This window comes from Herbaspirillum sp. WGmk3, assembly GCF_023952535.1.
In the GTDB taxonomy this organism is placed as follows: Bacteria; Pseudomonadota; Gammaproteobacteria; order Burkholderiales; family Burkholderiaceae_D; genus Herbaspirillum; species Herbaspirillum huttiense.
In genome coordinates, this window is record NZ_JAKYWT010000004.1 from 253,809 (window position 1) to 279,557 (window position 25,749).

General features: G+C 63.5%; 27 protein-coding genes. 1 reads left to right on the top strand and 26 read right to left on the bottom strand.

Annotated elements, in window-relative coordinates; genetic code table 11:
• Positions 1-31: 31 nt before the first annotated feature.
• The 17 genes from MKD49_RS16860 to MKD49_RS16940 all read right to left on the bottom strand — a co-directional run bounded on the left by MKD49_RS16860 (position 32) and on the right by MKD49_RS16940 (position 15,034).
• Entirely contained in the window at positions 32-475 is a 444-nt protein-coding gene (locus MKD49_RS16860) for a RidA family protein (protein WP_252696874.1), read from the bottom strand.
• Positions 472-1,521, bottom strand: a complete 1,050-nt coding sequence (locus MKD49_RS16865; RefSeq protein WP_034338505.1) for an aromatic ring-hydroxylating dioxygenase subunit alpha — start codon at positions 1,519-1,521, stop codon at positions 472-474. The genes MKD49_RS16860 and MKD49_RS16865 overlap by 4 nt, the downstream gene beginning before the upstream one ends.
• A 34-nt stretch (positions 1,522-1,555) precedes the next feature.
• Positions 1,556-1,789: a recombinase-like helix-turn-helix domain-containing protein gene (locus tag MKD49_RS16870; RefSeq protein ID WP_034338512.1), complete on the bottom strand. Its 234-nt coding sequence runs from the start codon at positions 1,787-1,789 to the stop codon at positions 1,556-1,558.
• On the bottom strand, positions 1,789-2,094 hold the full coding sequence (locus tag MKD49_RS16875; RefSeq protein ID WP_371925490.1) for a hypothetical protein: 306 nt from the start codon (positions 2,092-2,094) through the stop codon (positions 1,789-1,791). Before MKD49_RS16875 ends, MKD49_RS16870 begins: the two co-directional genes overlap by 1 nt.
• Before the next feature lie 41 nt (positions 2,095-2,135).
• Positions 2,136-3,290, bottom strand: coding sequence for an FAD-dependent monooxygenase (locus MKD49_RS16880; protein WP_121038473.1), 1,155 nt, complete (start codon positions 3,288-3,290; stop codon positions 2,136-2,138).
• Positions 3,291-3,313: 23 nt separating this feature from the next.
• Complete coding sequence (locus MKD49_RS16885; protein ID WP_121038470.1) at positions 3,314-4,285, bottom strand: VOC family protein; 972 nt, start codon at positions 4,283-4,285, stop codon at positions 3,314-3,316.
• A 19-nt stretch (positions 4,286-4,304) separates the two neighbouring features.
• Positions 4,305-5,783, bottom strand: a complete 1,479-nt coding sequence (locus MKD49_RS16890) for an aldehyde dehydrogenase (protein ID WP_039787808.1) — start codon at positions 5,781-5,783, stop codon at positions 4,305-4,307.
• A gap of 22 nt (positions 5,784-5,805) precedes the next feature.
• A complete protein-coding gene (locus MKD49_RS16895; protein ID WP_209582983.1) occupies positions 5,806-6,606 on the bottom strand; it encodes an aspartate dehydrogenase in 801 nt (266 codons plus the stop codon).
• A 10-nt stretch (positions 6,607-6,616) separates the two neighbouring features.
• Positions 6,617-8,338 (bottom strand): thiamine pyrophosphate-binding protein, encoded by a 1,722-nt coding sequence (locus tag MKD49_RS16900; RefSeq protein ID WP_252696875.1) that lies wholly within the window; start codon positions 8,336-8,338, stop codon positions 6,617-6,619.
• Positions 8,331-9,155 carry an SDR family oxidoreductase gene (locus tag MKD49_RS16905; RefSeq protein ID WP_039787815.1) on the bottom strand — a complete coding sequence of 275 codons (825 nt, stop codon included), beginning with the start codon at positions 9,153-9,155 and terminating at the stop codon, positions 8,331-8,333. Before MKD49_RS16905 ends, MKD49_RS16900 begins: the two co-directional genes overlap by 8 nt.
• A 1-nt stretch (position 9,156) precedes the next feature.
• A complete protein-coding gene (locus tag MKD49_RS16910; protein WP_166675535.1) occupies positions 9,157-9,990 on the bottom strand; it encodes an IclR family transcriptional regulator in 834 nt (277 codons plus the stop codon).
• Positions 9,991-9,995: 5 nt separating this feature from the next.
• The gene (locus MKD49_RS16915; RefSeq protein ID WP_252696876.1) at positions 9,996-10,892 is read right to left on the bottom strand and encodes an alpha/beta fold hydrolase; all 897 of its coding nucleotides are present in this window, start codon (positions 10,890-10,892) and stop codon (positions 9,996-9,998) included.
• A gap of 17 nt (positions 10,893-10,909) precedes the next feature.
• Positions 10,910-11,446, bottom strand: a complete 537-nt coding sequence (locus MKD49_RS16920) for a cupin domain-containing protein (RefSeq protein WP_034340408.1) — start codon at positions 11,444-11,446, stop codon at positions 10,910-10,912.
• Positions 11,447-11,513: 67 nt separating this feature from the next.
• On the bottom strand, positions 11,514-12,284 hold the full coding sequence (locus MKD49_RS16925) for an SDR family oxidoreductase (RefSeq protein ID WP_166675534.1): 771 nt from the start codon (positions 12,282-12,284) through the stop codon (positions 11,514-11,516).
• Between the two features lie 40 nt (positions 12,285-12,324).
• Entirely contained in the window at positions 12,325-13,185 is an 861-nt protein-coding gene (locus tag MKD49_RS16930; RefSeq protein ID WP_252696877.1) for an ABC transporter permease, read from the bottom strand.
• Positions 13,186-13,187: 2 nt separating this feature from the next.
• Complete coding sequence (locus MKD49_RS16935; RefSeq protein ID WP_034340420.1) at positions 13,188-14,183, bottom strand: ABC transporter substrate-binding protein; 996 nt, start codon at positions 14,181-14,183, stop codon at positions 13,188-13,190.
• A 65-nt stretch (positions 14,184-14,248) separates the two neighbouring features.
• Positions 14,249-15,034: an ABC transporter ATP-binding protein gene (locus MKD49_RS16940; protein ID WP_121038449.1), complete on the bottom strand. Its 786-nt coding sequence runs from the start codon at positions 15,032-15,034 to the stop codon at positions 14,249-14,251.
• A gap of 703 nt (positions 15,035-15,737) precedes the next feature.
• On the opposite strand from MKD49_RS16940, the gene MKD49_RS16945 reads away from it, so the two are divergent.
• Positions 15,738-17,366, top strand: coding sequence for a methyl-accepting chemotaxis protein (locus tag MKD49_RS16945; RefSeq protein ID WP_252696878.1), 1,629 nt, complete (start codon positions 15,738-15,740; stop codon positions 17,364-17,366).
• A 20-nt stretch (positions 17,367-17,386) separates the two neighbouring features.
• On the opposite strand, the gene MKD49_RS16950 is transcribed toward MKD49_RS16945, so the two are convergent.
• The 9 genes from MKD49_RS16950 to MKD49_RS16990 form a co-directional block, all read right to left on the bottom strand.
• Positions 17,387-18,061, bottom strand: a complete 675-nt coding sequence (locus MKD49_RS16950) for an amino acid ABC transporter permease (protein WP_121038443.1) — start codon at positions 18,059-18,061, stop codon at positions 17,387-17,389.
• 12 nt (positions 18,062-18,073) lie between these two features.
• A complete protein-coding gene (locus MKD49_RS16955) occupies positions 18,074-18,745 on the bottom strand; it encodes an amino acid ABC transporter permease (RefSeq protein WP_134134793.1) in 672 nt (223 codons plus the stop codon).
• Between the two features lie 3 nt (positions 18,746-18,748).
• Positions 18,749-19,498, bottom strand: a complete 750-nt coding sequence (locus MKD49_RS16960; RefSeq protein ID WP_256497688.1) for an amino acid ABC transporter ATP-binding protein — start codon at positions 19,496-19,498, stop codon at positions 18,749-18,751.
• A 53-nt stretch (positions 19,499-19,551) separates the two neighbouring features.
• Positions 19,552-20,424, bottom strand: a complete 873-nt coding sequence (locus MKD49_RS16965; RefSeq protein WP_134134791.1) for a transporter substrate-binding domain-containing protein — start codon at positions 20,422-20,424, stop codon at positions 19,552-19,554.
• Between the two features lie 38 nt (positions 20,425-20,462).
• Positions 20,463-21,422 carry an N-carbamoyl-D-amino-acid hydrolase gene (locus tag MKD49_RS16970; RefSeq protein ID WP_252696879.1) on the bottom strand — a complete coding sequence of 320 codons (960 nt, stop codon included), beginning with the start codon at positions 21,420-21,422 and terminating at the stop codon, positions 20,463-20,465.
• Positions 21,419-22,891, bottom strand: coding sequence for a dihydropyrimidinase (hydA, locus tag MKD49_RS16975; protein ID WP_252696880.1), 1,473 nt, complete (start codon positions 22,889-22,891; stop codon positions 21,419-21,421). The genes MKD49_RS16970 and hydA overlap by 4 nt, the downstream gene beginning before the upstream one ends.
• A 15-nt stretch (positions 22,892-22,906) precedes the next feature.
• Positions 22,907-23,686 (bottom strand): SDR family oxidoreductase, encoded by a 780-nt coding sequence (locus MKD49_RS16980; protein ID WP_209583008.1) that lies wholly within the window; start codon positions 23,684-23,686, stop codon positions 22,907-22,909.
• A gap of 10 nt (positions 23,687-23,696) precedes the next feature.
• Positions 23,697-24,638 (bottom strand): dihydrodipicolinate synthase family protein, encoded by a 942-nt coding sequence (locus MKD49_RS16985; RefSeq protein ID WP_252696881.1) that lies wholly within the window; start codon positions 24,636-24,638, stop codon positions 23,697-23,699.
• 131 nt (positions 24,639-24,769) lie between these two features.
• The gene (locus MKD49_RS16990) at positions 24,770-25,714 is read right to left on the bottom strand and encodes a LysR substrate-binding domain-containing protein (RefSeq protein WP_252696882.1); all 945 of its coding nucleotides are present in this window, start codon (positions 25,712-25,714) and stop codon (positions 24,770-24,772) included.
• Positions 25,715-25,749 lie beyond the last annotated feature (35 nt).

Here is a 25,749-nt window from a genome sequence, read left to right on the forward strand (position 1 = left end):
CCACCATCAATTCAGATTCGTTCAAACACGCTCATACGGTCACGCGCACAGCCTGCCGCAGATCCACACCCAGCCGGGCATACGCATCGATTTCCACCGTCAGCTCCGGAAACACCAGAGCGCTGACTTCCACCAGCGTGGAGCAGGGATACGGTCCCTGTTCGCCGAAGAAGTCACGGCGCGCCCGTCCCACCTCATCCTTGTGCGCGATATCGGTCAGGTAGATCACCAGCTTGGTGATGCTGTCCGGTGTTCCTCCGGCAGCGCTCACCAGGTCGGCGATCTTGCGGAGCACCACCAGCGTCTGCCGATAGGTATCCAGCGTCTGCTGCCGCGTGGCCGGATGCGCCGTCATGCCAGACATGACGATGTCCTCGCCGATCACCAGGCAATTGGACCAGGTCGCAGCGTCCGGCTCCGGCACGCTGGCGCACTTCACATGACGCATGGCGGGCGCACGGGCGGCGTCGCTCATGCCGCGCGTACCGGTGCCCTGGCCGCCGCCAGTTCCTCCTCGCGCGCCAGCTGGGCCTTGGCCAGTCCGCGCAGATGACGGCGCAGACGCACGATGCCCATATCGTGCTGGTACAGCATCTCGCGCTGGTTGGCATCCGGCTCCATCAGTTCCAGCACCACCCGGTCCTGCTCCAGCACGTTCCAGTGGCGCGCTTCCAGGCGGTTGCGATAGAGGAAGCGCCAGGTATCACGCTGCCAGCCCGAGAGCTTGCGGCAGCGCCAGTGGAAGACGGCAGCGATGTTGTCGACGACGGGCGTGTAGCTGCCGATGATGACGAAGCTGCCACCGGGACCGCCGGTCTTGGGATAGGGAATGGCCAGGCGCATCCAGTGCAGGCCGGTATCGCCCCATTCAGTCCAGTCGAAGTTGACGTCACGCTGGCCTTCCTTTTCGAAGACGAAGCCGATGTCGGTCTCGCGGATGCCGAAGCTGGCGGTATTGTCGCCCTCGGCCATGGAGTGCGACTGCTTGTGCAGGAAAGTGCCGTGCATCGGGTCCATCACGTTGTCCAGCACGTAGCGATAGTCGCCCTTCCACTCGGTGTAGCACAGGAAATTGGAATACTCGGGGCTGGTCAGTTCCTCGGGCAGGCGCAGCGGCGGTGGCGTGTCGACATCCTCCAGGCTGTTGTAGAGGAAGATGGCACCGGCCGCTTCAGTCACGTGGAAGCGGCGGGTAGCCTTGGCACCCTCCAGCTTGCAACCGGGGCTGCCGGGCACGCTGGTGACCACGCCGTCGAAACGCACCTGCACGCCGTGATAGCCACAGGCGATGCGGTCTCCCATGGGGATGCCCATGGACAGCGGTGCACCGCGATGCGGACAGTGATCTTCCAGCGCATGCAGCTTGCCCGAGGGCTCACGCCAGAACACGAATTTCTTGCCCAGGCGGCGCAGCGAAACCGGCTTCTCAGCCACGAACTCGGATGGGCAGACGGGATACCACAGGTCTTTCAGGCCGACAGCCAGGACGGCATCGACGGGATCATGGGCAGCAGTTCTCATTTGGGTACTCTCCTGTAAGGGCTGGCGGTCGCCGTCAGGCGGCCAGGCGGGCGATCTCTTCCTGATAATTGGCTTCGGTCCAGACACCGGCGTTGTACGGACAGCTCGGACCGGTACGATTGAGATGCGCCACCAGCGCGCTCAATTCGTGGATTCCGGCGGCGTAGGCGCGCTCGATGGAATCGCCCAGCAGATCTTCGAACTGGGTCGGCGGGCGGCGGCGCGCCTGGTGCGGATTGAGATAGACATCGGTAACAGTTGCAACCATCATTGGCCTCCATTTCTGACGCGCTCGCGAATGCGCTCGCGCACGGGAACAAAATCGTAAGTGGGGTAGCACTCGGTACGGAACACGCCCCAGGCCGAGCGTTCAAGCTCGACATTGACTTGCGGCAGCAGCGCTGGCGGCAGCGCCAGCGTGACGATCTGGCCCAGGCCCATGGCCACGGTCCAGGACACCACGCGCGTTCCGGCAACAGGAAACCGCTCCCACCAGTCCATCGCCTTCATGTGGGCCTGAATCCGGTCGAGATTCATGGACTGGTCATGCTTCAGGACGATGGTCAGCAGCATGGTGTCGGCGGGGTCTTCCGGTTTCACTGGCACGCCCTGTCTCATGCAGCAACGGCTGCAACTTGCGGCTGCAGCGGTACCTGCCAGGCATCGTAGCCATAGACCCAGTCGGCATTGCCGCCTGCGCGCAGCCAGTTGTTGCCGCGCGATCCGATCTGGATGGTCGAGGCACGCTCCATGCGCAACTGCTCGTATCGGTGCAGAGCAGCGGCCACGTCTTCGAGGGCGGACACGGTGGCCAGGCAGCGTGCCAGCACCACGGCATCTTCGATGGCCATGCCGGCCCCCTGCGCCATGAAGGGCATCATGGGATGACAGGCATCTCCCAGCAAGGCCATGTTGCCCCTGGCCCAGGCCGGCAGCGGATCGCGTTCATAGAGCGCGGTCTTGAGCACTTCGTCGCAGGCGTCCAGCAGCGCCATGGCGTCGGGATGGAAGCCCGCATAGCTGTCGCGCAGTTCCTGCACGTTGCCCGGTGTGGTCCACGATTCCAGATGCCAGCTCTCCTGGGCGGTCGTGGCAAAGATGAAGATGTCCTCGCCGCGATTCAACGGGAAGGTCACGATCTGGCTTTCCGGGTTCGGTCCCCACCATTTGGTGAAGGCCTGCAGGTTGGGGACACCGGCCACTTTCGCTGCAGGCACGACGGCACGGAAAGCCACCACACCCGTGAAGCGCGGGCTCTCCGCGCCGAACATGGCGGTGCGCACGGCGGAATGGATACCGTCGCCGCCGATGAGCACATCGACGCGATCGGTGCTGCCATCGGTGAAGTGCAGGTCAATGCCATCGCCCTCCGCGCGGATTGCTTCAGCACGCTTGGCAAAGCGCACCTGCTCCAGCGGGAACACCCCGGCCAGCGCTGCCAGCAGATCGGCGCGATGGATGGTCAGCTGCGGCGCGCCATATTTCTGTTCGGCAGTGTCGCCCATGGTCAAGCGCGACGTTTCCTCGCCGCTATTCCAAGTGCGGCTGATGCGATGCGTGGGACGTGCAGCGGTCCGGCGCACGGCCTCGCCGATGCCCAACCCGTCCAGTGCGCGGACCGCATTGGGCGTCAGGTTGATGTCTGCACCCACGCGCAGGAACTGGCGTGACTGCTCATACACCACCACCTCATGTCCGGCACGCTGCAGGGCAATGGCTGCCGTGAGGCCGCCGATGCCGGCACCGAGGACTCCGATCTTGAAGGACATGTTGATCTCCTTTGGTCAATGATTTACTTGTCCGCTGCCGCACGGTCGGTGAGGAATTTGCCGCTCGGTCCCTGGGCATTCTTCTGGCGCCGCGTATTGCCGTCGATGCCGCCATCGATGGCCCATTCGGCAAACACCGTCGGTCCGGGTTCGAAGTCGCGTGGTTCCCAGTGCGCATCGAGCTGGTCTTCGTCGGCGTAATACTCGATGAGGCCACCGGCCGGATTCTTGAAGTACCAGAAATAAGCCGAGGAGATCGGATGGCGGCCCGGCCCCAGTTGCGTATCCCAGCCCTGGCGTGACATGTGCATGCCGCCACCGAAGACCTCATGGATGTCGCGCACCGTGAAGGCCACGTGGTTCAGGCCCGCGCGCGCCTCCGGCGGTTGCAGCAGGAAGATGTCGTGATGGCCGCCGACGTCGGCGCAGCGCAGGAAGGCACCGCGTTCCGGATAACGGTCGGAGGGCACGAAGCCGAAATGCTCGCAATAGAATTTTTCACAGGCCTTCACATCCTTGACGAAGAACACCACGTGTCCTACTTCGATGGGCGCAGCGCGCTCGTAGATGGGGCTGCGCTGGTTGATGCGGTTCTTCTCGTTCCAGGTGTTCATACGGGCGCATTGCAGCTCCACCTCGCGCTTGACCGAGACCTGGAAACGCACAGCCAGTCCGTTGGGATCGGTACAGCCCACGCGCCGGCCGTCGTTGAGGAAACCGGGCAGACCGCCGATGCGACTGGCGAACTTGTCCAGCACCGCCGCCGAGGACACGCCCCACACCACTTCGCGCAGGGTCGGACCGGCCTCGATGGCCGGCGGCAGGCCGGGATCGGCGCTGTCACGCACGATGACGCGACAGCCGTTCTGCGATACGAAGACCAGCTCGGCTGCGCTCTCCTGTTCCAGCACCATGCCCCAGTCGAGGAAGAAACGGCGGCAGGTCGGCAGGTCGTCTGCGCCGTAGATGATTTCGTCGATACCCAAAACGTCCATGTGATTCTCCATTGCGTGTTCAGCCGGCCCAGGGCAGCGGCTGTTCGTTCAGTCCCCAGTACATGGCTTTCTGCTCCATGTATTGGAGGATGCCCAGCCGTCCCTTCTCGCGGCCCAGGCCGCTGTCGCGCCAGCCCCCGAAAGGGGTCGAGATCGAGAACTGCTTGTAGGTGTTGATCCAGACATTGCCGGCCTGCACCGCACGGCCCACGCGCCAGGCACGCTTGTAGTCGCGGGTCCAGATGCCGGCGGCCAGGGCGTAGACGCTATCGTTGGCCTGCCGGATCAGATCCTCCTCATCGTCGAAAGGCATGGCCACCAGCACCGGCCCGAAAATCTCTTCCTGACAGATCCTCTGGTCATTGCGCACTCCCTCGATGATGGTCGGCGTATAGAAGTAGCCACGCTCGAAGGCGGGGCCCTTGGGACGCACGCCACCGGTGCGGATGCGGCCGCCATCGGTGACGCCCATATCGACGTAACGCTCGATGCCCTCACGATGACGGGCGGTGATCAGCGGCCCCATCTGGGTGCGTTCGTCCGCCGGATCGCCCACGCGCAGCGCAGCGGCACCCGCCGCCAGTCGCTCCATGAACGGTTCATGCAAGGACCGCGCCACGAACAGGCGCGAACCGGCAATGCAGGATTCGCCGGAACTGCTGAAGATCCCGTAGAGCACGCCGGCGACAGCATGATCAATGTCGGCATCCTCGAACACCATGGTCGGCGACTTGCCACCGAGCTCCAGCGACACCGGCATCATCTTGTCGGCGGCGATGTGGGCGATATGCTTGCCGGTGCTGGTGCCGCCAGTGAAGGAAACCCGCTTGACCAGCGGATGCAGCGTGATGGCATCCCCGATGACCGAGCCCTTGCCCGGCAGTACGCTGATGAGGCCTGCGGGTACGCCGGCCTCGATGCACAAACGTGCCAGCGCCAGCGCGGCCAGCGGCGTGACTTCCGCCGGCTTGACCACCACCGCATTGCCAGCCGCCAGCGCCGGCGCCATCTTCTGCGCTTCGCTGGCGATGGGCGAATTCCATGGCGTAATGGCGGCCACCACGCCCATGGGCTCATGCACGCTCATGGTCAGGTTGTCGCCACGCATGGGGGTCAGCGATTCTTCCAGGGTCTCGCAGGCAGCAGCAAAGAACTGGAAGGTGGCAGCAGCGCTGGCGACCAGGTTGCGTGTCTCGCTGATGGGCTTGCCATTATCCAGGCGCTGCAATTGCGCCAGCGCTTCGCCGTTCTCGCGGATCAGCTGCGCCACGCGAAACAGCACGGCAGCGCGTTCGTGCGGTTTCTTCTGCGCCCAGCCACTGGTGCGAAACGCACGGTCGGCACCAAGGATGGCTTCCTCCACATCGGCCACGCTGGCCGCGTGCAGGCTGGCCACCGCTTCGCCGGTGGCGGGATAGAGCGTGGCATAGCGATCACCGGCTCCCGGACGCCACTGGCCGGCAATGCAGATGGGCTGGATGTCATTCAGATTCAACATGGTCAACTTCTCCTGGCCCGGTTCAGATCGACAGCGCATGGGCGCGATTGCCCAGGGCACGCACCACGCTGTAGACGGTCAGCGCCGATGTCTTGGGATTGGCGGCCAACGGCTTGCCGCGCATGGTCAGCTCGAAACCGCCGAAGGCACCGCTGGCATCCACGTGGTGAATGTTCTCGCTCACGCCGGGATCGGCATACAGCCGCACCTGTGTCTGGTCCAGCCCCAGCCCGGCCAGCGACAGCGTGGCCGCGACATTGGCATTCTTGGGATAGAGGCGAGCGGCTTCGCGGGCGCTGCCTTCAAAGATCATCGTGGCTTCCTGCAACGTGTCCAGATTGAAGGCCGACTCTGCTGGCGTGTCTTTCCAGGCTTGAGGGGGCTTGCGTCCGGTGTAGATCACCGCATCCAGACCGCCGATCTTGGCGGCGGCCAGCGCATCGATGGCACCGATCGCGCCGGACAGCAGTTGCACCTGCGTGCGCCCGGCACGGGCGGCGGCTTCCAGCTTGTCGACCAGACCGGGTTCGGACAAGGCACCGATGGACACCACCATGCAGGCAATGCCGCGCTCGAGAGCCGGAATGATGTGTTCGCTGATGGCCTGGTGGCCGGCGCATTCGATCAGCAGGTCGGGACGCTCCTCGCCCAGACGCGACACTACCTGCGCCGCGGGTGCCAGCGTGGAGACGGTGCTGCGGGCACGCTCCATGTGGGCCTCGGGCACCACCACCATGTCGAACGCCACCTCGGGATCGCTTTTGAGGATTTCCATGACGCCTGCGCCAATGGCACCGCATCCGATCATCGATACGTGCAGCATGCCTTTCTCCTCAGGCCGTGGCCGCTGTCGCTGCAGCCGCAACGACAGCCGCCGCCGCGGCAGCGGCCTTTTCCTTTTCGTTGACCGGCGGGCCGGCAAAAGCGGTCTTGAAGCTGCCGATCGCCAGCATGTCGATTTCCAGCAGGAACGGCCCCGGGGAGGACAAGGCCTCGTCCAGTCCGGCTGCGACTTCGGCAAGATCGCCCACGCGTTTGTGTCGCAACTTGAGCGCCGAGGACAGCTCGGCATAATCAGGCGTATGCAGGTCCACGTAATGGCGACGGCCGCCGTATTGCGCATCCTGAATGTTCTTGATGACGCCATAGCCCTTGTCGTTCATCAGTACGATCACCATGTCGGCCTGTTCCTGCACGGCCGTGGCCAGCTCGCCCAGGTTGAGGATGAATCCGCCGTCGCCGGCCAGCGTGAAGGTTTTCTTGCCGGACTGGGTGACCGCCGCACCGATGGCCGCACCGATGCCCATGGCCAATCCCTGGCCGATGCCGCCACCCAGCGCATGCACGCCGGCGCGGGGATCGAAGATGCGCAGATGGCGGTTGCCCCAGGTGCTGTTGGAGACCGTCACGTCGCGCACCCAATTGAATTCGCGACCGGCGGCCTGCTGCAGTTGCTCCACCAGCGCGCTGTAGGGACCGAGGCCATCGACCAGTCCATGCACCGCCGTGTCACGAGCTTTCTTGAGATCGCCCATGAAATCGGGATCGACCTTGAGTGCCGCCAGGCGATCCGCCAGTCCCGCCAGCACCAACGCGGAATCTCCGCAGACGAAATAGTCGCTGGTATAGCAGCGGCCCTCGGCCGCCGGATCGGCATCGACCCGGTACAGGGGACGTGGCAGCTTGAGTTCGTATTTCAGCGTTTCGTTGCCGCGCAGACGCGAACCGACCACCAGCATGGCGTCGCAGCTCTGGTAGAACTGCTCGACCGGCTTGTGCAGGTTGAAGGCACCCAGCGAGCGCGGATCATCCTCGGGCACGATGCCTCGCCCCTGGGTACTGGTCACGACACCGAAACCCAATGCCAGCAGACGCTGTACCTGCGCTCCAGCGTGACGGGCACCGCCGCCCAGCCACAGCAGCGGGCGCTTGGTTTTCATCAGCCGCTCGGCCAGTTCGTCCAGCGCACGCGCCGACGGTACGCTTTGCGGAATGGCCAGCGGTTGCAGATTGATCGGCAGGGGGATCATGGCCGCCTGGATGTCGATGGGAATCTCGACCGAGACCGGCCCCATGGGCGGCGTCAATGCGGTCTGCACGGCCAGCTTGATGGTGCTGATGGCCGTCTCGACGCTGCGGATGCGGAAGGCCGCCTTCGAGATCGCCTTGAGCATGCTCAACTGGTCCGGGGCTTCATGGATGTACGCCAGGCTCTGGTCCAGATAAGGCGTTTCGATCTGGCCGGTCAGATGCAACAGCGGTGTGCCGGCGGTCAGCGCCTCGACCATGGCACCGGCGGCATTGCCGGCGGCAGTACCGGTCGAGGTCAGGCAGACGCCCAGTCCGCCCGTGGTACGTGCATAGGCATCGGCCATGTTGGCACCGCCGGCCTCACCGCGCGCCGGGATGAAACGGATCTTGCCGCGCTCGCCGAAGGCATCGAGGATGGGCATGTTGTGGATCGAGATCACACCGAAGGCAGCCTTGACGCCGCACTGTTCGAGGAAAGCCGCGATCGCGCAGCCGACGGTGACTTTGGGTTGGGTATTAGGCATGGCGGGAAAGTCCTCCTGAAACATCGATATGGCTGCCTGTGGTGTACGAGGAAAGCGGCGTGGCGAGGAATACGATCGCCTGCGCAGCTTCCCGGGGAAGGCCGAGACGGCCAAGTTGGATCTGTTTTCTTGCGGCCAGCGCAGCGGTCCACCGGGCCCAGCTCTGGTCCTGCAGCTCCGGACCACGAGCGGCGTAGCGGCGGCGCCATTGGCCCGATTCCACCAGCCCGATCAGGATGCCGTTGACGCGCACACGGGCGGCCTCCCCGCAGGCCAGTTCGGTGGCCAGCGAACGTACCAGGTTGTGCACGCCGGCGCGGGCGGCCGATGTGGCCACCATATGCGGCTCAGGTTGGGTCGCCAGCAGCGAGTTGACGCATACGATGGCGGCATCGCCATGCTGCGCACTCATGGCCTGCAGTTGCGGCAGGAAGGCACGCGTCGGATAAATCACCGAAAAGAATTTGAGATGCAGCTCTTCGCTCCAGGCCTCGTCAGGGGTGTCGGCAAAAGTCGAGACGCGACCCTGACCAGCATTGTTGACCAGCATGGAAACCGGGCCCAGCGTGTTTTCCACCGAGGCGGCAAAGGCCCGCACTTGCTCCTGCACCAGTACGTCGCAGGGCGCGCTGTACAACCGCGCCGCGGGATAACGTTCGCGCAGCGCAGCTTCGGCATGCTGCAGACGCTCACCGTCGCGACCACAGAAGGCCACCGCTGCACCCGCTTCCAGCAAGAGTTCCACGGTGGCCAAGCCGATCCCGGAGGAACCGCCGGTGACCACCGCCACCTTGCCCTGGAGAGAAGTCATCGCCATCTCAGCCTCGCCACATGTTGACGACCTTGGCCCCACGCTCCGGTGCATGGTCGAGCAGACGCGAGAGTTCGGCAGCGGTCTCGCGTACGCGAGACACGATCACATCGAGCTGGCTGGCGTCGATATGCGGCGACGGAATGGTGGCACCCAAGGCGGCCACAACATGGCCGGAGTGATCGCGTACGGGAGCCGCCACGGTGGAAATGCTGGTTTCGAAAAAACCTTCCTGCAACACGAAGCCACGCTCCTTGTCGGCCTGCACCATGTCGAACAGTTCCACTACGGTCTTGGGCGTATTGCTGGAGAAGACTTCCAGGTGTTCTTCCGGATACAGGGTGCGCAGTTGCGGCAGGGTCAGGTCTTCCAGCAGTACGCGGCCCAGCACGGTAGCATGCGCCGGCAGACGGGTACCGACGTTGACGTGACTGGTGAAGGCGGTCTGGGTGACCGACTTGGCGACATAGACGATGGAGCGGCCATCGCGTACCACGAGGTTGCAGGAATAGCCGATCTCGTCGCGCAGGCGGTCCAGCAGCGGACGGCCGATCTCGGTCAGTTCCAGCGAGGCCAGGTATTCAAAGCCCAGGCGCAGCACCGACATGCCCAGGCGATAGTCGCGGCCGCCATCGGCACGTTCGACGAAGCCCATGCGTTCCAGCGTGGCCAGCAGGCGGAACACGGTGGAGCGTGGAATATCCAGGCGCCGCGCCAGCTCGGGAGCGGAAAGGGTCTTGTCCTGGCGGCTGAATTCGCACAGCAGGCGCAGGCCGCGTTCCAGGCCGGGGACGGAGTACTTGTCTTGCGACTCTTCTTCTGGCATCACTGGTTTGTTCATGATGATTATCTGTTCTGGTTGGTTGAGGTGAATTGCGCGCGCACCAGCGCGGCAAAGGACAACGGCTGCTCGATATAACAGGCATGGCCGGCGCCGTCCACCAATTGAAAGGGAATTTCAAATTGCCGGGCCAGCCCTTCACTGGCCTGTGGGGTGGTGACAATGTCTTCTGCGCCGCAGGCCACCGACAACCCCCGTCGTGGCGCTGCCTGCAAATAAGTCGCGATATCGTCACCGCACAACAAGTGCACCGCCTGGGTATAACCCGCCACATCGAGCCGCTGCATGTTCCAGCGCACCCAGGCGTGCTGTTCGTCACTGGCCTGCGTCGACAGCAGACGCGTACGCTGCGCGGCCAGGCCAGCCACACCGAGCCGCTGCAATGCGCCCAGGCGCTCCTGGCGAACCTGTACTGACCGCTCTTGCTGCCCTGCCCCGCCATAGCCGAGGGCCGGGTCGGCCAGCAGCGTGCATGTGGCGCGGCCATCACCTCGAGCCAGATAGGCTGCGGCCATCAAGGCCCCGAGCGAGTGACCGACCAGCACGCATTGACTGATCTCCAGCGCCGCCAGCATCTGCTGCAGGCGTGCCGCGTAATCGCTGGCCCTGGGCATGGCCATCGGCAGCGCTGTGGAGCTGCCATAACCGGGCGCATTCCAGGCGATCACGCGGGCGTCGTTCGCCAGCGCCAATGCCATATGCAGCCAGGATGCCGCGCCGGAGCTGATGCCGTGCAGCAGCACTACCACCTGATCGCGGTCGCTGCGGCCAGCGCTGCGATAACTGACCTGCCCATCGGGCAACGCCACGCGCTGCTCTGGGAAATGGCGATCGAGCAGTACCAGCGACGCGGACAGCGCCTCGCATGACGTGGCGGCCCCGGCGGGCAAGATGGCGGACATGCTCGCTCCCGGGACGATCAGCGCTTGACCGAGGTCAGCGGATGTTCGGGCGGATAGGTCGGCGTGAGAGGCTTCTTGGCCCCCAGCATCACGCACATCAGCGCATCTTCGTCACCGATGTTGATTTCCTCGCGATACACGCCCGGCGGTACCGAAACAACGTCGCGGTCGGTGAGGATGGTTTCGAAGCGTTCACCGTCCTTTTCAAGCACCAGCTTGAGCTTGCCGCGCAACACGAAGAACACTTCTTCGACATCCACATGCAGGTGCGACGGACCTTCGTGGCCGGCCGGAATGATCATGGTCGAGAAGGTGAAGTGCTCCGACGGAATCACGTTGGCATCGTGCGCCACGCCGGTGCCGCCGGTGCCGATGTAGCGCATCTGTGCGCGGCGGTACTTGGGGTCGTAGTCGGCCTGGAACTTCAGCGCGTTCCAGTCGTACTTGCGGGTCGACAGACGCGCCACGCGCGATTCCATCCAGTCGGCGAAGCTGGCCCCTGCCGGGCGATCCCAGCTGCGGCCCATGTTTTCCTGCTCGGACATATCGGTCATACTTTTCTCCTTGAATTGGTCCTGAATTGATCCGGTTGCACGGAGTTGACTTGCCATACAGGCCGCTTCAATGCATCACGAAGCCACCATTGACGGCCATCACCTGGCCGGTAAAGAAACGCGCCATATCCGACAGCGCGAAGACGACGGCACCGCATACGTCCTCGGGCAACTGATCACGCTGCAGGGCACGGCCCTCCAGGTAATGCTGGTGGCGCGCCTGCGGCACATACTCAGTGGCCTCCACCAGCGTCAGCCCGGGCGCCACGGCATTGACGGTGATGTTGTCGGCACCGACTTCACGCGCCAGCGAACGGGTCATGCCGATGACTGCACTCTTGCTGGCCACATAGGCCAGCAGGTTCGGCGCCCCCCACAACGGCGTATCCGAGGACAGGTTGACGATAGCGCCGCGCCCCGAGGTCCGCAGTGCCGGCAGGCAGGCATTGGTCATGAGCCAGGTGCCGCGCACGTTGACATCCATGACGCGATCCCACATTTCCAGCGCCAGTTGCTCGCTGCTCTTGCCACCGGAATTGGTAATGGCGGCGTTGTTGACCAGGCCATCGAGCCCGCCCATCCAGGCGATGGCAGCCTGTGCACAGGACTGCACTGAGGCAGGATCGGCCAGATCCAGTGAAAAACCTTCGACCGCCAGGCCGCGCTGCTGCAGCGTCGACACCGATGCTGCCAGCGTGTCCTGCAGGATATCGGCCATGGCCACTCTGGCACCGGCAGCGGCGATGGCCTCGACGAACGCCAGGCCGAGGCCGCGTGCCGCGCCCGTGACCAGAATGCGTCGTCCTGCCAGAAGAGTCGCCGTACTTGTTGCTGACATGTTCATGCTCCTGTTACCGATCGGGAAATCGCGCTCAATATCAGACGGTGCTGGTATTGGCCTTGGGCAGGTAGTGCAGCACCTTGCGTTCGGCCCACACCACGGCCCCGTAGGTGACCACACCGATAAGCGTCAATGCGACGATGGAGACGAACACGGCAGCTGTATTGCCCTGCCCTTCGCCATCGACCAGCAGATAGCCCAGCCCCTGATTGCCGCCAACCAGCTCGCCGACGGTCACGCCGATCACTGACAGCGTGGAGGCGATGCGCAAGCCGGAGAACAGAGCCGGCAGCGCCGAACGGAACTCGACCAGATGGAAGATCTGCCAGCGGCCGGCGTTGAGCGTGCGCACCAGGTTGACCATGTCCGGGTCGACGGTACGGATTGCCGAGAGCACATTGATCATGATGGGGAAGAACACGATCAATACCGCCACGATGATCTTGGGATAGATGGTGTAGCCCAGCCACATCACGAACAGCGGCGCAAACGCCACCTTGGGTGCAATCTGCAGTGCCAGGATGTAAGGCGAGAGCATCGCTTCGGCACGCGGCGACAAGCCCAGCGCCACCCCTACTGCCAGCCCCAGCAGGGCCCCGAAGAGGAAACCGAACACGACTTCCATGGCAGTGATGCCGAAGTGCTGCAGCAGCTGCGCGTTGTTCCACATCACCACGCCTTCACGCACCACCTGCATGAAGTTGGGAAGGATGTATTCCGGCATGCCGAGCATGCCGGGGCCCCATTGCCAGGCGGCGACGAAGAGCACCAGCAGCACCAGGCTACCGCACACGGTCTGCGCCTTATCGCTCAGGAACTGGCGGCGCGGACGGGAAGGAGCGGCTGCGGATGGCTCGGAACTGGACATGGTCAGGTCTTTGGCTGTCGTGGTGTTCATGATTACTTGGCCACTCCCACGAACTGGTTGGTGAAGAGTTCATTGACCGGTGTCGCCTTGCTCACGATGCCTTCGCTGACGTAGAACTTCTGTACCGCGTCCATGCGTGAGGGATCAATCTGGCCCAAGGTTTTCTGGCTGGCATAGACATACTTGTTGTACATCTCGAAGGTAGTCTGGATGCTGGCCTCCTTGCCCTTGTAGGTGGGCAGCGCGGCGACGTAGTCATCGGCTGCGGCCTTCGGATCTTTCATGATGTCCTGCATGCCGCGCAGGGTGGCACGCACCAGCCGCTTCAACAGTTCCGGGTTTTTCTTGATGGTGTCATCGGAGGCCAGAATGGCTTGTGCCATGCTCTTGAAGCCACCGTTGTCCAGCAACTCCAGTTTTGCGCCGGCATCAGTGGCATTGACCACCCAGTCGGGTACGCCTGCAAAGCCCTGCGACTTGCCGGACGTATAAAGCTGCCACACGCCGGAGGGGCCGGCCGCCTGGATCTGCACGTCGGTCTTGGACAGGCCGGCCGTCTTGAGGCTGCCGAGAAAGGCGTAATAGGTGGTATCGGTATAGGACATGACGGTGACGGTCTTGCCCTTCAGATCCTTCAGGGTCTTGATGCCCTCAGCCGGATTGGCCGCCACCATGGTCACCGAACCGGCCCCCAGTACCGCGATGGCCTTCACCGGAATGCCATTGGCCCGCACCACGATGGGGGTATCACCGATGGCGCCACCAATGACGGCATTGCCGGCACCGATCTGCTTGGCCACATCGACGCCGCCCTTGGCGACGATGAAACTGACCTTGAGGTTCTCATCGGCGTAATAGCCCTTGTGCTGTGCCAGTACCCAGGGCGCGAAGGCCGGTGAATTCGGTGGCGCGGGCAGCAGGTAGGTCACTTCTTCCGGTGCCGCTTGGGCCATCGCCGGGACGACGAACGCGCCGACGGCAGCGACCAGGGCAAGTGCACTGGTGGCGGATGCAAACAGGTTCTTCATGTTTCAGGCTCTCCCTTGAGGTCTCTCTGTTGACGGGGTGAAGACGGGTGAAGATGCAGCGTGAATCAGTGGAGTTCGGCGGTTTCCTTGCCCACCTTGAGCAGTTCCATCAGGCGTCCCTGCAAGGGGCCGATCTCGGGCAGCTTGCGGCGCTCCAGCGGGTTGTCGCGGAACGGCAGGTTGACCTCGATTTCCTCGACGATGGTGCCGGGACGTTCGCTCATGACCAGCAGGCGATCCGACAGCGCGATGGCTTCCACCAGGTCATGGGTGATGAAAAGCGCAGTCTTCTTCTTTTCATAGAGCATCTTGGCCAGGTCCTGCTGCAGCACCATCTTGGTCTGCGCATCCAGCGCCGAGAAAGGCTCGTCCAGCAGCAATACCTGCGGATCCACCGCCAGCGTTCGTGCCAGAGCGGCACGCTGACGCATGCCGCCGGAAAGCTGATAGGGGTAATGCTCCTCAAAACCCCTGAGGTGGCACTTGGCCAGCAACTCGTCGGCAATGCGGCGGCGCTCGGCCTCGCGCATGCCGTCAATCTCCAGACCCAGGGTGACGTTGGCGCGAATATTGCGCCAGGGCATGAGAAGGTCTTTCTGCAGCATGAAGGCCACCTTGCGCACCGGCTTGATGACCTTCTCGCCGCCAACGAAGACTTCGCCCTCACTCGGCAGATACAGCCCGGCCCCCATGTTGAGCAGGGTGCTCTTGCCACAGCCCGAGGGTCCGATGATGGAGACCACTTCGCCACTCCTGATGGAGAGGTTGACGTTGGTGACGGCAGCGCGCGCTTGCGCTGTCTGGCGATCGACAAAGCTCTTGCCGACCTTGCGGAATTCGATTTCGATCATGTTGCCTCTGCTGATTGCCCCAGCGCGCGAGTGCGCCCCGGCTAGTCTTCCCGGCTGCCGTCACTGGTGGACGGGTGCCTCCTGCCGGGCACCAAATTGTTCCATATATGAAACAGCAATTTATATATGAGAGATATTCAACGCCAATATAGCAGATATCTCGGCACCGAATAACTTATTTTGTTCCATATATGAACTACTGATTTATATAGAAACCGTTTTGAACGATTAAGCAATTCGCGTACCAGCAGTGGAGGCAGCATCTGAGCGCCGTCATTTCGGGGCAAGCAGCAAATTCGCCCCGAAATCTCCCTCCTTCGCCTGCGCAAGGTGCAGGCTTCGCACCGTCGTGGCTCTTGTCGTAGCGATGCGACGCCCTCTGCGCTGGCAATCGCCTCGCACAGGAGAACGGAGCGCACTTGTGTCAGAGAAAAATAATCACATCCTGATGGATCTTTTCTGGCTGAGCTTACTCAATAGCGTTACAACACCCGTGCAATCGTTTCAAAATCTAAGAAAATGATGGCAATAAACCATGCAAACGGCTCAAAACCACCGCACCAACATGGTGAAAAGCCATTTTGCACTACTTATATACGGGAAAAGTCACAAAACCTGCACAAGGCGGCAACAGCCAAGGCAGGCCTGAACGGGGGGTTTTGCAACCCAATCGGCAGCACATTTCATCCACAGGGGCTTTTTCATGAACAAACTGAAGGTATCCACTCGCCTGGCGTTAGGTTTTGCCGGCGTCATCGTCCTGCTGCTCGTCATCTCGCTGGTGGGCATGTGGGGCTTGTCCACGGTCAAGAGCAATCTGAGCAACATCGTCGCCAACAACCAGCAAGGTGGTCTGGCGGACGTCATGAACAACAGCGTGCGTATTCGTGCCCTGGCCATCCGCAACATCGCCCTGTTCCAGGATCCGGCGCTGGTCGCCGGAGAAATCGAACGCATCAAGGTACAGGAAAAAAGCTATCAGGAAGCCCGCGACAAGCTGCGCAAGCTCTTTGACGCGCCGGATACCTCCCGCAAGGAGCATGAGTTCTTCGATCAGATCGCGCAAAACGCCGCCGATACCGAGCCACTGCTGAAACAGGCCGTCACTCTGGCCCAGGAGAACAAGACCACTGATCTGATCAACCTGCTGGTCCAGAAGATTCGTCCGGTGCAGGCCAAGTGGCTCGACAACCTGGATGCGCTAGGCCGCCTGGAAGACGATCTCAACGATCAGGCCGCCGCCGATGCCGAAACTACCTATCAACGCATCGCCACGACCATCTGGACCCTGGTGGCCGGCTCGGTGCTGCTGGCCTTGGGCGCAGCCGTCCTGATCGTGCGCAGTGTCCTGCGCCAGCTGGGTGGCGAACCGGCCGATGCCCAGGTCCTGGCGGCGCAGATCGCCCAGGGCAACCTGGCGGTGAGCATCCCGCTGGCCAAGGGCGACCAGCACAGCCTGATGGCCTCTCTCGACAACATGCGTGCCCAGCTCACCAGCATCGTCGACGGCATCAAGCGATCCGCCGAATCGATTTCCACTGCCGCCGGCCAGATCGCGGTGGGCAATCTGGATCTGTCACGCCGTACCGAAGAGCAGGCGGCTTCGCTGGAAGAGACCGCCTCCAGCATGGAAGAGATCACCTCCACCGTCGAGCAGAACACCCAGAACGCCGGCCAGGGCAACCAGCTGGCGCGCGCGGCCTCGCTGCACGCGCAAAAGGGAGGCGAAGTGGTGGAACGCGTGGTCGATACCATGAAGGATATTTCGCAGAGTGCCTACAAGATCACGGAGATCATTTCCACCGTGGAGGGCATCGCCTTCCAGACCAACATCCTGGCCTTGAATGCCGCGGTGGAAGCGGCGCGCGCCGGTGAGCAGGGACGCGGCTTCGCGGTGGTCGCCAGCGAAGTGCGCTCGCTGGCCCAGCGCAGCGCCTCGGCGGCCAAGGAAATCCGTGGCCTGATCGAGTCGTCGGTGGAACATGTGGAAGCTGGCCAGAAACTGGTCGATGAAGCTGGTCAGACCATGGATCAAGTGGTGCAATCGATCCAGCAGGTCAACGACCTCATGAGCGAGATCACTGCCGCCTCCAGCGAACAGAGTTCGGGGATCAGCCAGATCAACATCGCCATCTCGCAGATGGATGAAGTGACGCAGCAGAATGCGGCGCTGGTGGAAGAGTCGGCCAGTGCGGCGCAATCCATGGCGCAACAGGCTGACAGTCTGCGGGATGCCGTATCAGTGTTCCGGCTGGAACAGGTTCAGCCTGCCGTGGCTCCGACACGCGAGACCGCGATTCATCCGCGCATGGGGCTGCTCAGCGCAGCTTGATGCAGCGCCTGCGGCCGCCCTCAGTGCAAGGTGCGGCCGCGGTGCTCCAGCCGCGACAGCCAGCGCACCAGCGGCAGCAACAGCGCCAGATAGAGCAAGGCTGCCAGCACGATGGGCGAAGGGTTGTAGACCAGCGATTGCGCATCGCGTGCCACGCGCAGCAGTTCAGGCAGTGCCACCACGCTGGCAATGGTGGTCAGCTTGATGACCTCGATGCCATTGCCGACCAGGTCAGGCAAGGCGTTGCGCACGGCCTGCGGCACGATCACACAGGCCAGCGCCTGAGTGCGCGACAGGCCGGTAGAACGGGCCGCTTCCATCTGGCCGCTCGGTACGCTTTCTATGCCGGCGCGCAGCACCTCGGCGAAATAGCTGGAATTGTTGAACATGAAGCCCAGCGCCACGGCCAGCAGCTTGGGCAGTTCCAGCCCGAGGAAGGGTGCGCCGAAATAGATCAGGATCAGCAGCACCAGCGGCGGGAAGGATCGAAAGAAATCCACATACACCGCCACCGCAATGCGCACCGTGCGCGAGCGGCTCTGCGTGGCCAGCAAGGCCAGCAGCAAACCCGAAGCCACGCCGATGGGAATGACCAGCAGCGACAGCCACACCGTGGTCCACAAGCCGCCCAGCAGGAAGGGCAGGACCTGGCGATAGACCTCCAGGTTGAAGAAATTCTGCAGCAAGGCATCCATGACGGTCCTCTCCTATCGTTTCCAGCGCCAGCGGGTTTCGAGCCAGCGCGCGAACAAGACCACCGGAATGAAGATCACCAGATAAGCCGCCGCACCCAGCATCAGGGGTGTGGGATTGCCGGCATTGCTGCTGGCGGCCTGGGCCGTATTGAGAATCTCCGACAAGGCCACCACCGATCCCAGTGCCGTGTTCTTGGTAATCGAGATGACCCGGTTGGTCAGCGGCGGCACCGCCATACGCAGTGCCTGCGGCAGGATCACGGCGACCATGGTCTGTCCCCATGACAGGCCGGTCGAGCGCGCCGCTTCGCTCTGGCCGCGCGGCAAGGAGGCGATGCCGGCCCAGATGCTTTCCTCGGCATAGGCCGCCAGTACCAGGGTCAGCGCCAGCCAGGTCGCGGTGAAGGACGACATGGCCAGGTCGATGTACGGAAACGCAAAGAAGAGCACGATGATCAGGATCAGCGGCGGCAAGGCCCGCATCACATCGGCAAAGGCCACCACCAGCCACACCAGGCCGCGCTTGCCGGTCGCACGCAGCACCGCCAGCGACAGCCCCAGCAGCAGGCCGGAGGCAATCACCGCCAGGCTCAGCAGGACCGTCACGCCCATGCCGCGCAGAATGTCCGGCCAGTAGCGCGCAGCGACCTCGGCATTGAAGAAGGTAAAGAGAAATTGCTCCATGGCTCAGCCGTGCTGTGCGAAGCGCGCCACGAAGGCCTTGGTGCGAGCCTGCTGCGGATCGCCGAAGATCTGCTCGGGCGGCCCTTCCTCGACGATCACGCCACCGTCCATGAAAACCACACGGTCGGCCGCCGCCCGGGCAAAGGCCATTTCGTGCGTGACCACCAGCATAGTCATGCCAGCCTCGCGCAACTGCCGCATCACCTGCAGCACACTGCCGACCAGTTCGGGGTCGAGCGCGCTGGTGGGTTCATCGAAGAGCATCACCTTGGGTTCCAGCGCGATGCCCCGGGCAATGCCCACGCGCTGCTGCTGTCCGCCGGAGAGCTGGCCGGGGAAGGCAGATGCCTTCTCCAGCATGCCCACCTGTTCCAAGGCGCGCCGCGCGCGGCGCTCGGCCTCGGTATGCGTATGCTTCTGGACCTTCTTCAGCGCCAGCATCACATTGCCCAGCACGCTCATGTGCGGATACAGGTTGAACTGCTGGAACACCATGCCGATCTTCTGGCGTACCGCATTGAGATCGGTGCGGGCATGCATGATGTCCTGCCCATCCACCACGATCTGGCCGGCGCTGGGTTCTTCGAGCCGGTTGCAGCAACGCAGCATGGTGCTCTTGCCCGAACCGGACGGACCGATCACGCAGATCAACTGGCCAGGCCGTACGCGCAGGTCGATCCCGCGCAGGACGGTATTGCCTTCATAGGACTTGTGCAGGCCGACAATTTCTAGGATGGGAGCGGCAAGGTTCATGGAGGCTTCTGTCTCGGTTCAGGCGGTCGGCATAAAGTGTCGGCTCAGTGGCATCAATTGCACTTGAGCGTCACCGGGGTCGGGTCGTAACCATCCAGCCCAGGCACGCCCTGCCCCACGCCGACCTTGACCACGGTGGCATCGGCGGCCGGGGTATAGCCGAACCACTTCTGCGCGATCTTGCCCAGCGTGCCATCCTGCTTCATGCATTTGAGCGCCATGCCGGCAGCATCGCGGCCGGCCTTGTCGTCCAGGCGGAAGGCCAGCGCCCACACCAGACCGGTCTTGACGGTGTAAGTGGTCTGCACGGCAGGATTCTGTTTGGCAGCCCAGGCGGCTACCGTACTGCCGGCCAGGTTGGCATCGGCGCGGCCGGATTGCACCGCCTGCACCGCATCGGCATTGTTGCCATAGACGTCGTACTTGAAACCGTACTTGGGGGCGTTGTCGCGCGCCCAGAGCTCATAGGCAGAGCCCTTGTTGACCGAGATGGTCTTGCCCTTGAGGTCCTCCAGCGCATTGATGGGGGCTGCCCCCTTCTTGATGACGAAGGTGTAGTCGGTATCGAGATAGCCTTCGGTGAAGAGCATGGCCTTGGCACGCTCCGGGGTGGCGGTGACGGGGGCCAGCACGAAGTCATATTTTTTGGCATTCAGGCCCGGCACCAGCCCGGAAAATTCCGTGCCTTCGATTTCGATCTTGCGGCCCAGGCGGCGTGCCAGTTCTTCGCCCAGGTCGATGTTGAAGCCTTGCAGGCCGCCGCCCAGCTTGACCATCGCATGCGGCGCAAAGGTGGCATCGACTCCGGTGCGCAGCGGGCCACCCTGGGCCATGGCACCGGCCGACAGCAGTGCACTGGCCGAGAGGACGGCCAGCAGGGAGTATTTCAGGGAAGACTTGGAAGGCAGGACCAGGAACGGAAACATCGCAACACTCCTCGATTGGGTGGAAGGTGGACAGTGATTCAGGTAGACAGCTCGGACGGTGCCAGCGGCGCACCGGCCCCGGTGCGCTCGACAATGAGGCGGTAATGTTCCGGACGGCGGTGCTTGGCGAAATTGAAGACGTGCTGCAGGAAAGTTTCACCCAGTTGCAGATCGCAACTGGCGAAGATCACCTCATCCTCTTCACCCTGCGCCTGCGCCACGATCTCGCCGGAAGGCGCGACGATGGCCGAGCCGCCGATCATGTGGAAGCCATCCTCGAAGCCGCACTTGGCAGCGGCCGCCACCCACAATCCGTTCTGGTAGGCATTGGCCTGCAGCGACAGCAGGTGGTGGAACATGCGCAGATGGGGCGGTTCGTTCCAGTGGATGTTCCAGGACGGCGTGTTGTAGCCCAGCGTGACGATACGTGCGCTCTGCAGGCTCATGACGCGATAGGTCTCGGGCCAGCGGCGGTCATTGCACAGGCACTGGCCGATGCGGGTGCCCAGCATGTCGGTGACGCCAAAGCCATCGTTGCCGACCTCGAAGTACTTCTTTTCCAGATGCTGGAAGGGTGCATCGGGCTTGTGGTCGCTGTGTCCCGGCAGGTGGATCTTGCGATAGCGGGCCACGATCCGGGCTGTTTCATCCACGAGGATAGCGGTGTTGTAGTGATGGCCATCGGGGGTCAGTTCGCCATAGCCGAGGTAGAAACCGATCCTGAGCTGCGCGGCCAGTTCGAACAAGGGCCGTGTCTGCGGACCCGGCATCTCGCTCTCGAAGAAGCGCGCATCGACTTCGGCCTGGTCTTCCATCCAGTAACGCGGGAAGAACGTGGTCAGCGCCAGCTCCGGAAACACCACCATCTTCGCGCCACGGGCTGCGGCCTCGCGCATCATCTCCAGCAGGCGGCGCACCACCGTGGTCCGGTCCTCGGCCAGTTGCACGGGCCCCATCTGCGCCACGGCCAGGCCGAAGCGATTGTCCTTGTTGCTCATTGCGATTCCCATGCCTTTCCCTTGAGGCCGAGCAAGCCCGGCAGATGGCTGCGCGTCGGCCGCTGCGCAATACTGGCCGGTGCCGGACAGTGGCGTGCGATGAAGCGGCCCGAGCCGCGCGCCACTTTCAATTCCCCCTCGCTGACCACCACGCGGCCGCGGCTGGTGACCACTTCCGGCCACCCCCGGATGTGCCGTCCTTCATAGGGCGTATAGCCGACGTTGTCGTGCAGGAGCGCTGCGGTGATGGTGGTCTCGCGTTCCGGGTTCCAGATCACCAGATCGGCATCGAGCCCCTCGGCGATATTGCCCTTGCAGTGCGACAGCCCATACATGTGGGCGTGATTGGTGGCCGTCAGGCGCACGAATTCGTGGATGTCGAGGCGGCCTTTGAGCACGCCCTCGGAGAACAGCAGCGGCAGACGCAGCTCGATGCCCGGCACGCCATTGGCCATTTCCTTGAAGGTGGTGTCTTCACCGCGCGGCAGCTTGCCGTTCTCGTCGAAGCGATACGGCGCATGGTCGGAGCTATACATGCCCAGCGTGCCATCCTTGAGCCCGGCCCAGACCGCCTCCTGCGCATTGGCATCGCGCGGCGGCGGGCTACAGCAATACTTGGCACCCTCCACGCCGGGCAGATCGATATCCTCGGCCGTGAGGAACAGGTATTGCGGGCAGCTCTCAGCATAGATCTGCGCGCCCAGCAGTCTGGCACTGCGGATGGTCTGCACCGTTTCGGCCCCGGCCACGTGCACGATCAACACCGGCACACCGATCAGGCGCGACAGCGCAATGGCACGCTGGCTGGCTTCGGCCTCAGCGAGCGGGTCGTGGGCCACTGCGTGGAACTTGGGCGCGGTATGGCCCTGGTCCAACAGGCGCGAGGCGAGCCAGCGGATCATGTCGTGGTTCTCGGCATGGATCATCACCAGCGCCCCTTCGCGGCCGGCCAGCGCCATCACGTCCAGCAACTGGTAGTCATCAAGCTTGAGGGCGTTGTAAGTCATGTAGACCTTCAGCGAGGTGATGCCATCGCGAATGGCTTGCGGCAGGTCGTGTTGCAGGGCCTGCTCGTCGGGGTCGGCCAGGATCAGGTGGAAGCCATAGTCGATCACCGCCTTCTCGCGGGCACGTTGCGCATAGTCGGCGATCACGTCGGGGATGCGGTTGCCGCGATGCTGGGCCGCGAACGGGATGATGGTGGTGGTACCGCCAAAAGCCGCCGAGACCGAGCCCGAATAGAAATCATCGGCACACATCATGCCCATGCCGGAGAGCTGCTCGATGTGGCAATGGCTGTCGATGCCGCCAGGCAGGACCCAGCGTCCGGCGGCATCGATGTCCTCGCGTCCTGGCGGCAGGTGCGGCGCAATGCGCGCGATCACGCCGTCCTTGACGCCAATATCGGCAAAGAAGGTCTCGCGGTCGGTAGAGATGCGGCCGTTGCGGATGGTGAGGTCGAAGTCCATGCGGGAGTCTTGAGGTCAGAAGGTTCCGGGATAGGCACCGCCATCCATGAGCAGGTTTTGTCCTGTGACAAAACCTGCCTGGGCGCTGCACAGCCAGGCGCAGGCGTCGCCGAATTCGGCAGGCTGGCCGAAGCGGCGGGCCGGGTTGGCGGCGCGGCGGGCCGTCAGCACCTCTTCGGCCGACTTGCCGCTGCCGCGTGCGCTGGCCGCGGCCGTCGTCAGCAGTCGCTCGGTCTCGAAAGGACCGGGCAGCAGGTTGTTGATGGTGACGTTGTGGGCCACGGTCGTTCTTGCCAGGCCGGCGACGAATCCGGTCAGGCCGGAGCGCGCGCCGTTGGACAAACCGAGGATGTCGATGGGCGCCTTCACCGCGCCGGAGGTGATGTTGACGATGCGGCCGAAGCCACGCTGCATCATGCCATCCACGGTGGCCTTGATCAGTTCGATGGGGGTGAGCATGTTGGCATCGATGGCCGCGATCCAGTCCTCGCGCGACCATTCGCGGAAATCGCCCGGCTTGGGACCGCCGGCGTTGGTGACCAGGATGTCCGGCGCGGGACAGGCGGCCAGCGCCAGTGTGCGGCCCTCGGGCGTGGTGATGTCGCCCGCCACCGTCGTGACGGTGGCCCCGGTGGCCGCGCGTACCTGCTGCGCTGCGGCCTCAAGGACTTCGGCCCCGCGTGCGGTCATGGTCACGGCCACGCCCTCGCGTGCCAGCGAGATGGCACAGGCCAGGCCCAGGCCTTTGCTGGAGGCACATACCAGGGCGCGTCGCCCGCTGATTCCCAGATCCATCGGCGGCTCCTCAGCGGATGGCCAGCGCGCCGCGCTGATCCAGGTCCAGGCCCACGCGGGCGATCACGGCTTCCAGTTCGCGCTCGGTCTCGGGATCGATGCGCATGCCCGGCGAACGGATCGCATCGCTGCTGATGACGCCGCGCTTGCGATAGACATACTTGCGCAGCGACAGGCCGATCTTGGGCTGGAACTCGTAACGGATCAGCGGGCAATACTTGTCGAAGGTCGCTGCCGCACCCGCCAGGTCACCGGCGGCGAACTGGTCGTAGATGCGCACCAGGATCTCGGGGAAGGCAAAGCCGGTCATGGTGCCGACCGCGCCACGCTGCAGCTCTTCCAGAAAATACACGCCGCCCAGGCCACCGAAGATGCGCATCGATTCACCGGCCAGGTCGCGGATGCGGCTGATCTTCTGGCCCACCGGCGGTTCTTCCATCTTGATGAAGTTGACGCCGCCTTCGCGCCCCAGGCGGGCAATCACCTCGGCCTTGATCTCGGTCCCGAAGGAATCGGGGAAGTCGTGGATCACGACAGGAATGGACAGGGCTGCAGCCAGCGACTTGTAATAGTCGAACTGCACCGCATCCGAAGCCATGTCCAAGGGTGCTGCGAAGACGGCCGCCGCACCCGCCTCAGCCGCTTCCGTGGCTTGCTCGATGGCACCGGCCAGGCCCAGGGCGCGCACGCCGACCCAGACCGGCACCCGTCCTGCTGCACACTTGACGAACGTTGACGTCACCGCGCGGCGCTCTGCATTGGAGAGCTTGTGCGCTTCCCCCAGGAAACCGAGGATGGCCAGGCCCGAGACGCCGGCTTCGATCTGGAACTCGACCAGGGTAGCGATGCTGCCCAGGTCCAGTGCGCCATCGACAGTGAAAGGCGTGGGGCAGATGGTATAGACACCGCGCGCAGTGGCCAGCGCGGAAGCAGGGGCAAGAGTTGAAGACATGCGCGACGTTCCATGAAGAGAGTGTGGACACGGTGGCCCGCCTGAGGGCGGACCGGAGAAGTTGGAAACGATTGTCGTGGAGTCATCTGCGCTTGTCGCTTGCCTTTTTGTGTGCTTGCCTTAACGTCGTGTTAATCGCCGGTTCCAGCCGATATGTTCGTTTCTTCATCAGGCAGGCCATATCCCTGCGCCCGCACCAGCTGCTGCAGTTCAGCAATGAAGGCTTGGGTCAATTGCGAGAGCGGCTCGGTTCGCACATGCACCAGGTTGGCCCGCAAGATGGGGGCGCGCGCCACCGGCCGCACCACCATCTGGCTGGTGCCGGCCCAGCTGCGCACCGAAAACTCATCGACCAGCGCCACCCCCGCCCCCATCTGCACCAGCGAACAGGCGTTCTGGGGCGAGCCCACTTCCATGATGGGGCGCAGGGGCTCTTCCTCGGTCTGGTAGAAGCGTCCGACGATGCCGCCGAAGGGCGAATCGCGGTTGTAGGAGATCAGCGGGAATGGCCGCAGATCGGCCAGGCTCAGCGTGCCGCGCCGGGTCAGTTCGTGGTTGTAGGGCAGCACGCAGACCAGGCGGTTGCTGCACAGGGGCGTGACCTGCAGGCTGGGGTGTTCCATCGGCAGGATGATGATGCCCAGGTCGGCCTGGCGCGACAGCAGGCGGTCCTTGAGGTAGCCATAGTTGAGACAGTGGAAGGTCAGCTTGACCTCCGGATGGCGGTTGCGGAACAGCGCGATGGCCTGCGGGATCAGCATCTGCCCGATGCTCGGGCTGGAGACGATGTTGAGGATGCCGCTGCGGTTTTCCGACAGGTCGGTGGCCAGTTCGTTGACGCGCTGCACGGCCTGATACACATATTCCACTTCATGGAACAGCTTCTTGGCCTCGGGCGTGGCGTACAGCCGGCCCTTGATGCGTTCGAACAGGGCGAAGCCGACCCGTTGTTCGGTGTGGGAGAGCAGGCGGCTCACCGCCGGCTGCGAGACAAACAGCAATTGCGAGGCACCGCTGATGGAGCCGGTCGTCATGACCGCGCGGAACACCTCGATCTGGCGCAGGTTCAGTGCCATGGATCCTCATCGCGCATAACAGCATGTTAAGGGGA

Excerpts from the sequence above, each read along its gene's own strand:
- MKD49_RS16865 (WP_034338505.1), bottom strand. The coding sequence starts at position 1,521 with ATGAGAACTGCTGCCCATGATCCCGTCGATGCCGTCCTGGCTGTCGGC.
- MKD49_RS16895 (WP_209582983.1), bottom strand. The coding sequence starts at position 6,606 with ATGCTGCACGTATCGATGATCGGATGCGGTGCCATTGGCGCAGGCGTC.
- MKD49_RS16950 (WP_121038443.1), bottom strand. The coding sequence starts at position 18,061 with ATGGATGCCTTGCTGCAGAATTTCTTCAACCTGGAGGTCTATCGCCAG.
- MKD49_RS16985 (WP_252696881.1), bottom strand. The coding sequence starts at position 24,638 with ATGTCTTCAACTCTTGCCCCTGCTTCCGCGCTGGCCACTGCGCGCGGT.
- MKD49_RS16860 (WP_252696874.1), bottom strand. The coding sequence starts at position 475 with ATGAGCGACGCCGCCCGTGCGCCCGCCATGCGTCATGTGAAGTGCGCC.
- MKD49_RS16935 (WP_034340420.1), bottom strand. The coding sequence starts at position 14,183 with ATGAAGAACCTGTTTGCATCCGCCACCAGTGCACTTGCCCTGGTCGCT.
- MKD49_RS16880 (WP_121038473.1), bottom strand. The coding sequence starts at position 3,290 with ATGTCCTTCAAGATCGGAGTCCTCGGTGCCGGCATCGGCGGCCTCACG.
- MKD49_RS16980 (WP_209583008.1), bottom strand. The coding sequence starts at position 23,686 with ATGGATCTGGGAATCAGCGGGCGACGCGCCCTGGTATGTGCCTCCAGC.
- MKD49_RS16970 (WP_252696879.1), bottom strand. The coding sequence starts at position 21,422 with ATGAGCAACAAGGACAATCGCTTCGGCCTGGCCGTGGCGCAGATGGGG.
- MKD49_RS16870 (WP_034338512.1), bottom strand. The coding sequence starts at position 1,789 with ATGGTTGCAACTGTTACCGATGTCTATCTCAATCCGCACCAGGCGCGC.
- MKD49_RS16875 (WP_371925490.1), bottom strand. The coding sequence starts at position 2,094 with ATGCTGCTGACCATCGTCCTGAAGCATGACCAGTCCATGAATCTCGAC.
- MKD49_RS16910 (WP_166675535.1), bottom strand. The coding sequence starts at position 9,990 with ATGAACAAACCAGTGATGCCAGAAGAAGAGTCGCAAGACAAGTACTCC.
- MKD49_RS16930 (WP_252696877.1), bottom strand. The coding sequence starts at position 13,185 with ATGAACACCACGACAGCCAAAGACCTGACCATGTCCAGTTCCGAGCCA.
- MKD49_RS16990 (WP_252696882.1), bottom strand. The coding sequence starts at position 25,714 with ATGGCACTGAACCTGCGCCAGATCGAGGTGTTCCGCGCGGTCATGACG.
- hydA (WP_252696880.1), bottom strand. The coding sequence starts at position 22,891 with ATGGACTTCGACCTCACCATCCGCAACGGCCGCATCTCTACCGACCGC.
- MKD49_RS16960 (WP_256497688.1), bottom strand. The coding sequence starts at position 19,498 with ATGAACCTTGCCGCTCCCATCCTAGAAATTGTCGGCCTGCACAAGTCC.
- MKD49_RS16890 (WP_039787808.1), bottom strand. The coding sequence starts at position 5,783 with ATGTTGAATCTGAATGACATCCAGCCCATCTGCATTGCCGGCCAGTGG.
- MKD49_RS16920 (WP_034340408.1), bottom strand. The coding sequence starts at position 11,446 with ATGACCGATATGTCCGAGCAGGAAAACATGGGCCGCAGCTGGGATCGC.
- MKD49_RS16925 (WP_166675534.1), bottom strand. The coding sequence starts at position 12,284 with ATGTCAGCAACAAGTACGGCGACTCTTCTGGCAGGACGACGCATTCTG.
- MKD49_RS16955 (WP_134134793.1), bottom strand. The coding sequence starts at position 18,745 with ATGGAGCAATTTCTCTTTACCTTCTTCAATGCCGAGGTCGCTGCGCGC.
- MKD49_RS16885 (WP_121038470.1), bottom strand. The coding sequence starts at position 4,285 with ATGGACGTTTTGGGTATCGACGAAATCATCTACGGCGCAGACGACCTG.
- MKD49_RS16965 (WP_134134791.1), bottom strand. The coding sequence starts at position 20,424 with ATGTTTCCGTTCCTGGTCCTGCCTTCCAAGTCTTCCCTGAAATACTCC.
- MKD49_RS16905 (WP_039787815.1), bottom strand. The coding sequence starts at position 9,155 with ATGGCGATGACTTCTCTCCAGGGCAAGGTGGCGGTGGTCACCGGCGGT.
- MKD49_RS16900 (WP_252696875.1), bottom strand. The coding sequence starts at position 8,338 with ATGCCTAATACCCAACCCAAAGTCACCGTCGGCTGCGCGATCGCGGCT.
- MKD49_RS16915 (WP_252696876.1), bottom strand. The coding sequence starts at position 10,892 with ATGTCCGCCATCTTGCCCGCCGGGGCCGCCACGTCATGCGAGGCGCTG.
- MKD49_RS16940 (WP_121038449.1), bottom strand. The coding sequence starts at position 15,034 with ATGATCGAAATCGAATTCCGCAAGGTCGGCAAGAGCTTTGTCGATCGC.
- MKD49_RS16945 (WP_252696878.1), top strand. The coding sequence starts at position 15,738 with ATGAACAAACTGAAGGTATCCACTCGCCTGGCGTTAGGTTTTGCCGGC.